This is a genomic window from Mesorhizobium sp. M2A.F.Ca.ET.043.05.1.1, assembly GCF_003952445.1.
Lineage (GTDB): Bacteria > Pseudomonadota > Alphaproteobacteria > Rhizobiales > Rhizobiaceae > Mesorhizobium.
The window spans coordinates 6,305,001-6,315,863 of the sequence record NZ_CP034446.1; the positions used below are offsets into that span (position 1 = coordinate 6,305,001).

Sequence of the window (10,863 nt, forward strand, 5' to 3'; positions counted from 1 at the left end):
CGGTAGCGGAGCGTTCTGTAAGCTGATGAAGCCGTACCCGTGAGGGGCGGTGGAGGTATCAGAAGTGCGAATGCTGACATGAGTAACGTAAGGGGAGTGAGAGACTCCCCGCCGAAAGACCAAGGGTTCCTGCTTAAAGTTAATCTGAGCAGGGTTAGCCGGCCCCTAAGACGAGGCGGAAACGCGTAGTCGATGGGAACCACGTTAATATTCGTGGGCCTGGAGGTAGTGACGGATCACACAAGTTGTCCAATCTTATCGGATTGAACGGGCAGCGGAGTGGTTCCAGGAAATAGCTCCTCCTTATAGACCGTACCCGAAACCGACACTGGTGGTCAGGTAGAGTATACCAAGGCGCTTGAGAGAACTATGCTGAAGGAACTCGGCAAATTGCACGCGTAACTTCGGAAGAAGCGTGACCCTTTTCTACGCAAGTGGAGGAGGGTGGCACAGACCAGGGGGTAGCGACTGTTTATCAAAAACACAGGGCTCTGCGAAGCCGCAAGGCGACGTATAGGGTCTGACGCCTGCCCGGTGCTGGAAGGTTAAGAGGAGGGGTGCAAGCTCTGAATCGAAGCCCCAGTAAACGGCGGCCGTAACTATAACGGTCCTAAGGTAGCGAAATTCCTTGTCGGGTAAGTTCCGACCTGCACGAATGGCGTAACGACTTCCCCGCTGTCTCCAGCATAGACTCAGTGAAATTGAATTCCCCGTGAAGATGCGGGGTTCCTGCGGTTAGACGGAAAGACCCCGTGCACCTTTACTATAGCTTTACATTGGCATTCGTAGTGGCATGTGTAGGATAGGTGGTAGGCTTTGAAGCCTGGGCGCCAGCTCAGGTGGAGCCACCCTTGAAATACCACCCTTATTACTATGGATGTCTAACCGCGGCCCGTTATCCGGGTCCGGGACAATGTATGGTGGGTAGTTTGACTGGGGCGGTCGCCTCCTAAAGAGTAACGGAGGCGCGCGATGGTGGGCTCAGAACGGTCGGAAATCGTTCGCTGAGTGCAATGGCATAAGCCTGCCTGACTGCGAGACTGACAAGTCGAGCAGAGACGAAAGTCGGTCATAGTGATCCGGTGGTCCCGCGTGGAAGGGCCATCGCTCAACGGATAAAAGGTACGCCGGGGATAACAGGCTGATGACCCCCAAGAGTCCATATCGACGGGGTTGTTTGGCACCTCGATGTCGACTCATCGCATCCTGGGGCTGGAGCAGGTCCCAAGGGTATGGCTGTTCGCCATTTAAAGCGGTACGTGAGTTGGGTTCAGAACGTCGTGAGACAGTTCGGTCCCTATCTGCCGTGGGTGTAGGAATATTGAAAGGATCTGTCCCTAGTACGAGAGGACCGGGATGGACGGATCTCTGGTGGACCTGTTGTGGCGCCAGCCGCATTGCAGGGTAGCTATATCCGGACGGGATAACCGCTGAAGGCATCTAAGCGGGAAACCCACCTTGAAACGAGTATTCCCTGAGAACCGTGGAAGACGACCACGTTGATAGGCCGGGTGTGGAAGAGCGGCAACGCTTGAAGCTTACCGGTACTAATAGTTCGATAGGCTTGATCGTTCTCATTACTTATATCCATCAAGGCGCAATCCAAAGGATTGTCGCCGGCACGAATTGCACAAAAACGACGATCCTTTGGATCGCGTTGCGACGATCCTTCGGATCGTGCTTCAACAGCTTCTCGATTGAACATGCGTTTTGCCGACCTGGTGGTTATGGCGGAGCGGCTGCACCCGATCCCATTCCGAACTCGGCCGTGAAACGCTCCAGCGCTGATGGTACTTCGTCTCAAGACGCGGGAGAGTAGGTCGCTGCCAGGTCTGCCAAGCGCATGTTCACCCTCACATCCGGATCAAAAACCCGGATGGAGCTAAATCTTCTCTCTACGATAAAGGCCCGCCAACGGGACCACGGGCCGCGAAAGCGGCCCTTTCATTTGGTGAGCCATCTACCTATCTGTAGGCCAGCCTATTCCCAGGCTTGCGCTTACGCCCAACAACGCAAGCAAACGCTTGCTCGTAGTCGCAAGCAAACGCTTGCTCGTAGTGACGCGGGGTGGAGCAGCCCGGTAGCTCGTCAGGCTCATAACCTGAAGGTCACAGGTTCAAATCCTGTCCCCGCAACCAATTTTATCAAATCAATAACCGTCCCGGTCTAACCGGGGCGGTTTTTGCGTTTAAGGGCGGGCCGCGGTCGCTTCTGTGGAAGGCGTTTCGAAATGGTCGCCGATCTCCACGTCCTCGTAGCTCAGCCCAAGGCCTGTGAGCGATTTCCCTCGCACGTCGACACTCATGCCGGCACCGGCGCGTCTTCCCGCAACAGCCCGTTCTTCTTCAGGTCTTGCCAGAACTCGCCGGGGATCGGGTAACTGAACCAGGCAAGGTTCTGCTCGAGTTGCTGGACGGTGCGAGTGCCGGCGCAGAAGGACGGGATGGCCGGATGCGCCACCACGAACTGCAAGGCGGCGGCCGGCAGCGGCACGCCATGCGCGCGGCAGACCTCCTCGATCTTCGCCACTTTCTCCATGACGGGCTTTGGCGCCGGTGAATAATTGTACTTGGCGCCGGGAACGGCGCCCGTGGCCAGGATGCCGGAATTGAAGCCCCCGCCGACCAGCACCGCCGCACCGCGCTCGACGCAAAGCGGCAGGAACTCGTCGAGGGCTTCCTGTTCGAGCAGCGTATAGCGGCCCGCCAGCAGGAAGCAGTCGAAGTCGCGCTGCTTCAGCGCCTCGTGGCAAACCTGCCATTCGTTGACCCCAACGCCGATCGCCTTCACGACGCCTTCGGAGCGCAGTTTCTCCAATGCCCGCCAGCAGCCATCCATCGCCTGCCGGAAAACTTCCGGCTGCTCGTCGCCACGGGTGAATCGATCGATGTCATGGATGAACAGCATGTCGATGTGTTCAAGCGCCAGGCGCTGCAGCGAATCTTCGAACGACCGCATGGTGCCGTCGTAGGAATAATCGAAACTCATGGTGTTCGGCGCGGCATTCGACCACGGCGCGAAGTCGATCTCGGAGCGTTTCGCGGGCTTCAGCACCCGGCCCACCTTGCTGGCGAGGACGAACTCGTCGCGCTTCTTCCAGCGCAACGAATGCCCGGCCCGCAGTTCCGAAAGGCCGTGGCCGTACATCGGCGCCGTGTCGTAGAAACGTATGCCCGCATCCCACGCGGTCTGAATCATGGCATCCGCGGTCTGCTCGTCTATGGGCTGAAGGAAATTGCCGATAGGAGCGGTTCCGAACGCGAAGGCCGTAACGTTGAGGCCGGACCGGCCGAATACGCGCTTGTCAGACGGCTTCATGTATCCTCCCTGAGTAACCAACTGGTTATTTATATTTAAGATCACGTGATGCGGCAAGCACTTGTAACGGCAAGGCATAGCGCTGCGAAGTCCGCCGCTTGACGCCGCCGACGATTCCAGCGTAGGAGTAACCAGATAGTTACATAGGGAGGTCGGCCGTGCCGCTGAGCGAAACGCAGCAGCAGGTGCGCGAGATGGCGCGCCAGTTTGCCGAGGATGTCATTCGTCCAGTTGCCGAGGCGCTTGATCGGGATGAGCGCTTTCCTGGCGAGATATATGAGCAGATGGGCGAGCTCGGTCTCTTCGGTATCGGCGTTCCGGAGACCATGGGCGGTCCCGGCTTCGACACGCTTACCTATGCGCTGGTGATGGAAGAACTGTCGCGCGGCTATGCGTCAGTCGCCGATCAATGCGGCCTCGTCGAGCTGATCAGCACCTTGCTTGTCCAGCATGGCAGCGAGGCGCAGCGGCAGCAGTGGCTGGGGCCTGCCATGCGCGCCGAGAAGAAGGCTGCCTACTGCATCACTGAGCCGGAAGCCGGGACCGATGTTTCCGGGATACGCACCACCGCGACGCGCGACGGGGATGGATGGCGGCTGAACGGCGGCAAGATCTGGATCCACAACGCGCCGGTCGCCGACGTCGGTTTCGTGCTGGCGCGCACCGACAAGGATGCGGGCCATCGCGGCATGTCGATCTTCATCGTCGACCTGCACGCCAAGGGAATAGAGCGCGGTCCGAAGGAACATAAGATGGGTCAGCGGGCCAGTCAGGTCGGCGCGCTCAATTTCAACGATGTCGTCCTGGGTCCCGAAGCGCTGCTGGGCGAAGAAGGTCGCGGTTTCCACATGATGATGAGCGTGCTGGACAAGGGGCGTGTCGGCATCGCTTCGCTCGCCGTCGGCATAGCGCAGGCCGGGCTGGAGGCGGCGGTCGACTATGCCCAGCAGCGGCGTCAGTTCGGCAAGCCGATTGCCGATTTCCAGGGCGTGCAGTGGCTGCTTGCCGATATGGCGAAGGACATCGAGGCGGCCCGTCTGCTCGTGCGCAGCGCCGCCGAGAAGATCGATGCGGGGGAGAACGCAACCAAGGCCTGCTCGATCGCCAAATGTTTCGCGGGAGACATAGCCGTGGCGCGCACCGCCGATGCCGTGCAGGTCTTCGGCGGCTCCGGCTACATACGCGGCTTCGAGGTCGAGCGCCTCTATCGGGATGCCAAGATCACCCAGATCTATGAAGGCACCAACCAGATCCAGCGCATGATCATCGCCCGCGAGCTCCTCAAGCATGGAGCCCGGGCGTGAGTGCCGGATCGCGTCATGCAGCCTTCGTCACGGGATCGAGCCGCGGCATCGGGCTTGCGGCGGCATTGGAGCTCGCCCGGCGCGGGTTCGGCGTGGCGCTCAACGGTCCGTCCGATGACGAGGAATTGAAAGCCGCCGAAGCCGCCGTCGCTGCGCTCGGCGGCCCGGTCGCGCGTGTCGCGGGCGACGTTGCCGATCTCGGCGGCCACGAAAGCATGCTCGAAGCCGCCGAGGCCGCAATCGGTCCCCTGTCGACGCTGATCAACAATGCCGGCGTGTCGGTCATTTCGCGCGGCGACCCGCTCGACGTCACGGAGGAGAGCTACGACCGCTGCCAGGCAATCAACACCAAGGCGCAGTTCTTCCTGTCGCAGCGTTGGGCCAGGCGGCTGCTTGCCCGCGAGCGCGATGACGACCGCTTCTACAGCCTGATCAACGTCTCTTCCTCCAATGCCACGGCGGTGGCGGAGCCGCGCGCCGAATATTGCGTGTCCAAGGCCGGGTCCGCGATGGTCAGCCAGATCTTCGCCGTCCGCCTCGGCCGCGAGAACATCGCCGTCTACGACATCAGGCCTGGCCTGATCGAAACAGCCATGACCAAGGCGGTCAGCGAGACTTACCAGCGCCGCATCGACCAGGAGGGGCTGACATTGATCCGCCGCCTCGGCAAGCCGGAAGATGTCGGTCGCGTCATGGCGACGCTCGCCACGGGCGAGCTGCCCTATACGACCGGCCATGTCATTGCCGTCGACGCGGGCATGCTGGTGCCGCGGTTCTGACTGCGGCGTATCGTCAGGGAGAACGCCATGATCATCCAACTGCCGGATAACACAGGCAGACTTTCCGACTACCGGCTTCAGGGCAGGACGATTCCGGCCGCGCGATTGCCCTCCGATGCGCCACGTACCGTGCTGTCGGCGGCCCACGTTGTGGCGGATCCTTTCGGCTTCAGCGATCCCGGCGGTCCCGCCGCCATCGACTGGAAGGCCACGATGGCATTCAGGCGCCATCTTCACGGCCTCGGCCTCGGCATCGCCGAGGCGATGGACACCGCGCAGCGTGGCATGGGCCTCGATTGGCCTTCGGCCTTGGAGCTGATCCGCAGGACCAGGAGCGAGCTGCCCGACGCGCTCGTCTTCAACGGCGCCGGCACCGATCAGCTCGGACCGGCCGATGCACGCACGCTCGACGATGTTCGCCGAGCCTATTTCGAGCAGCTCGAGGCCATCCAGAAGGTCGGCGGCAGATTGATCGTCATGGCCAGCCGGGCATTGGCGACCGTGGCGCGTTCGCCCGAGGATTATGTTTCGATCTATGGCGATGTGCTCGCGCGCTGCGACAGGCCGGTGATCCTGCACTGGCTGGGAGAGATGTTCGATCCGGCCCTCAAGGGTTATTGGGGAGCCGCCCGCTTCGAGGACGCGCTCGAGACGGTCTTGGCGATCAGCGGAAACAACACCGCCAGGATCGACGGCATCAAGATTTCCCTCCTCGACAAGGAGAAGGAAATCGCGATGCGCCGTCGTCTGCCCGCCGGCGTGAAGATGTATACCGGCGACGACTTCAATTATCCGGAGCTGATCGCGGGTGACGAACAGGGGTTCTCGCATGCCCTGCTTGGTATCTTCGATCCCTTGGCGCCGGCCGCCGCCTACGCCATCGACCGGCTCGGCCAGGGCGACACCCAAGGGTTCCACGCCGCGCTGGACCCGACCGTGCCGCTCGCGCGCCTGATCTTTCGACCGCCCACCCAATACTACAAGACGGGGGTCGTGTTCCTTGCCTGGCTGAACGGGTTCCAGGATCATTTCATCATGCTGGGAGGCGCCCAGTCGATGCGGCCGCTGCCCTATTTCGTGGAGGTGTTCACGCTGGCCGACGGATGCGGCCTCCTGGCGGATCCCGAGCTGGCTGCCGCACGTATGCGCAAGCTGCTTGCCCTTTATGGTCTTTGAGCGGAACCATGCGCGACTTGACGAGGAACCATTCCGCGCTGGCGCTCAATACGGCGACGCTCGGCCACAATCTCGACGGTCACGGCGCGGGCTGGTCGGTCGAGCGAGTCGTCGATGCATGCGCGGAGCGCGGCATACGCGGCATTGTCTTCTGGCGTCGCGAAATCGGCGGCCGTGCCGTCGAAATCGGCGAGCGGGTTCGCGCGGCCGGCCTGAGTGTCGTCGGCCTGTGCCGCGCGCCTTACCTCACCGGCCCGCTTGCGCTGCCCGGCCGCGCGGCGATCATGGTCGATTTCCGCGCCGCGATCGACATGGCCGCCGGTCTCGGCGCGCCTGTCCTGACCATCGTTTGCGGTGGGGTCGAGCCAGGAACGAAAGGCATCGGCGAGAGCCTCAAGCTGGTCGCTGACCGTGTCGCCGAAGCTGCAGCCTACGCGGCAGTCAGAAGCGTTCGCCTGGCTCTGGAGCCGCTGCATCCGGTTTATGGTGGCGACCGCTCCTGCCTGGTGACGATGCGCGACGCGGTCGATCTTTGCCTTGCCATTGATGCGCCCAACGTTGGCGTCGCGGTCGACGTCTACCACGTCTGGTGGGATCGTGCGCTCGCCGGCGAATTGCTGCGGGCCGGGCCGAAACGCATTTTCGGCTATCACCTGTGCGATTGGCTGGCGCAGACACGCGACGTGCTGCTCGACCGCGGCATGATGGGAGACGGCGTGGCCGACCTAAAGGCGATCCGCGCGGCGGTGGAAGCGGCCGGCTACGACGGGCCGTGCGAGGTGGAGGTGTTCTCGGCGCAGAACTGGTGGAAGCGCGACCCCGGGGACGTGCTGGACGCCTGCGTGGAGCGCTTCCGCTCCGTTTGTTGAAGACAGAGGCTGGATAGCCGGGCAGCGCTCGAAGCCCCTGCGGGTATCCCAGGTTCGAGGGACTGTTCAGCAGTCAGCCGCCGCCTCGCGAAACAGACTCCTACCGCGTTCAGATTGGGCCTGAGATCAGCCTCCCGACCGGCGGCCCTTTTCCCGGAAGGCTGCCAGGCCCGCCCGAAGGTCGTCGCTGCCGGCGGCGATACGTCCGGCAAACGCATCCAGGACACGCTCCCGTTCCTCGCCCTCGGCAGCGTTGATGAGCATCTTGGCGAGCTCCGTCGCGGTAGCGGACCGGCTTGCAACGATAGCTGCAAGTTCCTCGGCCGCCGCGAGGCCGTCACCCTTGCCGACGACCTTGTCGACAAGCGACAATCTCAAGGCCTCGTCGGCGGAATAGACCTCGCCGAAGAGCGACATGCGCCGGATCAACTGGGCGCCGAAACGGCGAGCCGTGCGCTGGGTGCCCGACCAGCCCGGTATGATCCCGAGGCCGGTTTCAGGCAGACCGATGCGGGCGTGGCTCTCGGCGATCCGATAGTCGGCGCAGGCCGCAAGTTCCAGGCCTCCGCCGAGGCAATGGCCGTTGAGGACGGCAATGACCGGTTGCGAAAGCCTGGCGAGAGCGTCTAAGCCGGCATGGCCGTCGCGGATCCAGTGGCGCGCGAACTCCGCCGGGTCGAGCGCGCTCCAGGCGGCGACGTCGCCGCCCGCGCAGAAGGATTTCTCGCCCTCGCCGGTCAGGATCAGCACCTTCGCCGCGGAACGCTCCACCGCCCTGCACAGCGGCACGAGCGCATCGACCATCGCGGCATCGAGCGCATTGAGCTTCTGAGGCCGGCGGATGGTCATACGCGCGACCGCTCCGTCGAAGCTGAGGTCGAGACGGGGATCGCTCACAGACGCAACCCGATCGGCTGGTCGAGGAACAACGCCGCGTCCATCAGCTTCAGTGCCGGCGAGACCGCGAGGGGAGCCGCCGCCTGCCGCAGGACATCGCGCTCGAGGTCGAGCCCGGGGGCTATTTCGGTGACGACCAGGCCCTCGGCGGTCAGGCGGATGACGCACCTTTCCGTCACATAGGTGACGTCCTGGCCCTGGCTGACGGCGCGCGCGCCTGAGAAGCTGACCTGGTCCACCTTCGGGACGATCTTTGCGACCTTGCCTTCCTTGTCGATGACCAGCTTGCCGTTCTCCAGCCGCATCTTCGCGCCGGCGTTGAAGTTGCCGGAGAACACGATCTTGCGCGCTCGCGAGGTGATGTCCACGAAGCCGCCGGCGCCGGCGGTGCGATGCGGCGTCGAGGAAAGTCGCGAGACGTTGACGGATCCGTCGGAGCCGATTTCGAGGAACGACAGCAAGGAGCAGTCGAAGCCTCCGGCCTGGAAGTAGGTGAAAAGGTGCGGCGAGGCGACGAAGGCCTCCGCGTTGGAAGCGCAGCCGAACTTGAAGTCGAGCAATGGCACGCCGCCCACCGGCCCTTGCTCGATCACCCAGGTAACGGCGCCGTGCAGGCCCTCTTCGATCAGGATGCGAGGCACGTTGGCCGAGATTCCGAAGCCGATATTGACCGCCCAGCCCGCTCGAAGCTCCTGCGCGACGCGGCGCGCTATGACCTTGGAGACATTGTATTCCGGGGTGCGGAACGTGTGCAGCGGCCGGAACAGTTCTCCCGATATGGCCGGATCATAAGCGGTCGCCGTGGTCTGCAGCTGGTCCGGCGCCTCGACGATGAAATCCACCAGGATACCGGGCACATGCACATCATGCGGCCGCAGCGTGCCCTGAGCCGCGACGCGCTTGACCTGGGCAATGACGATGCCGCCGCAGTTGCGCGCCGCAAGCGCCATTTCCATGGCGCCGAGCGTCGCGCCTTCCTGCTCGAAGGTGAGGTTTCCCTTCTCGTCGGCGGTAGTCGCGCGGATGATCGCCACATCCGGCCGGAGCGGAGGGAAGTGAAGCCAGGTCTCGCCGTTGAATTCGACGCGCCGCACGATTGGCGCCTTCCGGGCCGAAGCGTTCATGGCTCCGCCCTCGAGCATCGGATCGACAAATGTGCCCATGCCGACCTTGGTCAACACACCCGGACGCTGCGCCGCGCCCTCGCGCAGCATGTCGAACACGATTCCGGAGGGGAAGTTCCAGGCCGCCACGTCCTCGGCCAGGATACGCTGCCAGATCAGCGGCGGCTCGGCGTTGGTCGGTCCTGAGGGATATGAGCCGCCGATTATGCGACTGATCAAGCCCGGCAGGGCAATGTGATCGACCCCCTTGGTGCCGAACATGTCGCCGGCGGCAATCGGATGGATGGTGGTGATGTTGCGCGGCGCCCCTTCGGCCGCGAAACTTTTGCCAAGGGCTTCCAGCACGGCATCCGGGCAAAGCAGACCGGACGACGAATTGACCGCTACCACCGCTCCGTCGCCTATCGCGGCGACAGCCTCCGCTGCGGACCTGACCTTGCTCACGCTACCTCTCCATAAGGCTTGGCAATAAGTAACTAGATAGTTATAAACGTGATATAGCCGCCTGCGGCTTGCAAGGCAAGCTCCGCGCCGACGGCAACCAGTGGGAGGATTTTTATGAACATCATGTTCCAAAAGACGAACCAGCGGATGTTTGGAACTTTCCCTCTTAAGGGGGATACGCTGCGCGCTGCGATCGCGGCTGCGATCGATGCGGGTTACCGCGCGTTCGACACGGCTCAGGCCTATGGCAATGAAGCCGACACGGGCCTGGCCTTGGCCGAGAGCGGCATAGCCAGGGACGAGCTCTGCATCACGACAAAGGTCACGGTTGAGAACTTCTCGCGGGAACGGTTCATCCCATCGGTAGAACAGTCCTTGCGGGATCTGAGGTTGGATCGCGTCGATATCCTTTTGCTTCACTGGCCGACGCCGGGAGGCGACATCGAGCTTTCCCTGGAACTGCTTCAGGAAGCTCAGGAGCGGGGTTTCGCCGGCACCATCGGCGTTTCGAATTACACAGCGGCGATGATGCGCCAGGCGAGGCAGATCACCGGCGTGCCGCTCGTGACCAATCAGGTGGAATTCCATCCGCTGCTTGACCAGCGCAAGCTGCTGGCGGCCGCGAGTGAAACGGGTATCCCGCTTTCGTCCTACTGCTCGGTCGCGCGCGGCGAGGTCTTCAAGCACCCGCTTTTCGCCGACATCGGCGCCACATACGGCAAGTCAGCTGCCCAGGTCGTGCTGCGCTGGATCCTGCAGAAGGGTTTGCCGATCAACACGATGTCCACCAAGCCGGACAACATCCGCTCCAATTTCGACGTGATGGACTTCACCTTGTCGAGTATCGACATGGACCGCATCGACGCCATGAATGCCGTCGGTTATCGCGTTGTCGGCAAGTGGCTGATCCCCTATGCGCCGGATTTCGACGCCTGAGCGCGCGAACAGGAAG

8 protein-coding genes, 1 tRNA gene and 2 rRNA genes (1 of these 11 cut by a window edge) are annotated in these 10,863 nt (G+C 62.7%); 8 read left to right on the forward strand and 3 right to left on the reverse strand.

Features of this window, described 5'->3' with window-relative positions; all coding sequences use genetic code 11:
• From EJ069_RS30400 to EJ069_RS30410, 3 genes are all read left to right on the forward strand, one after another.
• A 23S ribosomal RNA gene (locus EJ069_RS30400) occupies nt 1–1,572 on the forward strand (it extends 1,252 nt beyond the left edge of the window).
• Between the two features lie 145 nt (nt 1,573–1,717).
• A 5S ribosomal RNA gene (gene rrf / locus EJ069_RS30405) occupies nt 1,718–1,832 on the forward strand.
• Nucleotides 1,833–2,061: 229 nt separating this feature from the next.
• Nucleotides 2,062–2,138: transfer RNA gene (locus EJ069_RS30410), tRNA-Met, on the forward strand.
• 163 nt (nt 2,139–2,301) lie between these two features.
• Here the strand turns inward: EJ069_RS30410 and EJ069_RS30415 are convergent.
• Nucleotides 2,302–3,318, reverse strand: coding sequence for an aldo/keto reductase (locus EJ069_RS30415; RefSeq protein ID WP_126064263.1), 1,017 nt, complete (start codon nt 3,316–3,318; stop codon nt 2,302–2,304).
• A 158-nt stretch (nt 3,319–3,476) separates the two neighbouring features.
• On the opposite strand from EJ069_RS30415, the gene EJ069_RS30420 reads away from it, so the two are divergent.
• From EJ069_RS30420 to EJ069_RS30435, 4 genes are read left to right on the forward strand one after another with little or no spacing between them, the layout of a single operon-like run.
• Nucleotides 3,477–4,622: an acyl-CoA dehydrogenase family protein gene (locus EJ069_RS30420; RefSeq protein WP_126064264.1), complete on the forward strand. Its 1,146-nt coding sequence runs from the start codon at nt 3,477–3,479 to the stop codon at nt 4,620–4,622.
• On the forward strand, nt 4,619–5,401 hold the full coding sequence (locus EJ069_RS30425; protein WP_126064265.1) for a 3-ketoacyl-ACP reductase: 783 nt from the start codon (nt 4,619–4,621) through the stop codon (nt 5,399–5,401). The genes EJ069_RS30420 and EJ069_RS30425 overlap by 4 nt, the downstream gene beginning before the upstream one ends.
• Before the next feature lie 27 nt (nt 5,402–5,428).
• Nucleotides 5,429–6,577, forward strand: a complete 1,149-nt coding sequence (locus EJ069_RS30430; protein ID WP_126064266.1) for a dihydrodipicolinate synthase family protein — start codon at nt 5,429–5,431, stop codon at nt 6,575–6,577.
• 8 nt (nt 6,578–6,585) lie between these two features.
• Nucleotides 6,586–7,446, forward strand: coding sequence for a sugar phosphate isomerase/epimerase family protein (locus EJ069_RS30435; RefSeq protein WP_126064267.1), 861 nt, complete (start codon nt 6,586–6,588; stop codon nt 7,444–7,446).
• A gap of 126 nt (nt 7,447–7,572) precedes the next feature.
• Here EJ069_RS30435 and EJ069_RS30440 read toward each other — a convergent pair whose 3' ends face one another.
• Nucleotides 7,573–8,343 (reverse strand): enoyl-CoA hydratase/isomerase family protein, encoded by a 771-nt coding sequence (locus tag EJ069_RS30440; protein WP_126064268.1) that lies wholly within the window; start codon nt 8,341–8,343, stop codon nt 7,573–7,575.
• Nucleotides 8,340–9,911, reverse strand: coding sequence for an acyl CoA:acetate/3-ketoacid CoA transferase (locus EJ069_RS30445; RefSeq protein WP_126064269.1), 1,572 nt, complete (start codon nt 9,909–9,911; stop codon nt 8,340–8,342). Before EJ069_RS30445 ends, EJ069_RS30440 begins: the two co-directional genes overlap by 4 nt.
• 114 nt (nt 9,912–10,025) lie before the next feature.
• Between EJ069_RS30445 and EJ069_RS30450 the strand changes: the two genes are divergently transcribed.
• Entirely contained in the window at nt 10,026–10,847 is an 822-nt protein-coding gene (locus tag EJ069_RS30450; RefSeq protein ID WP_126064270.1) for an aldo/keto reductase, read from the forward strand.
• Nucleotides 10,848–10,863 lie beyond the last annotated feature (16 nt).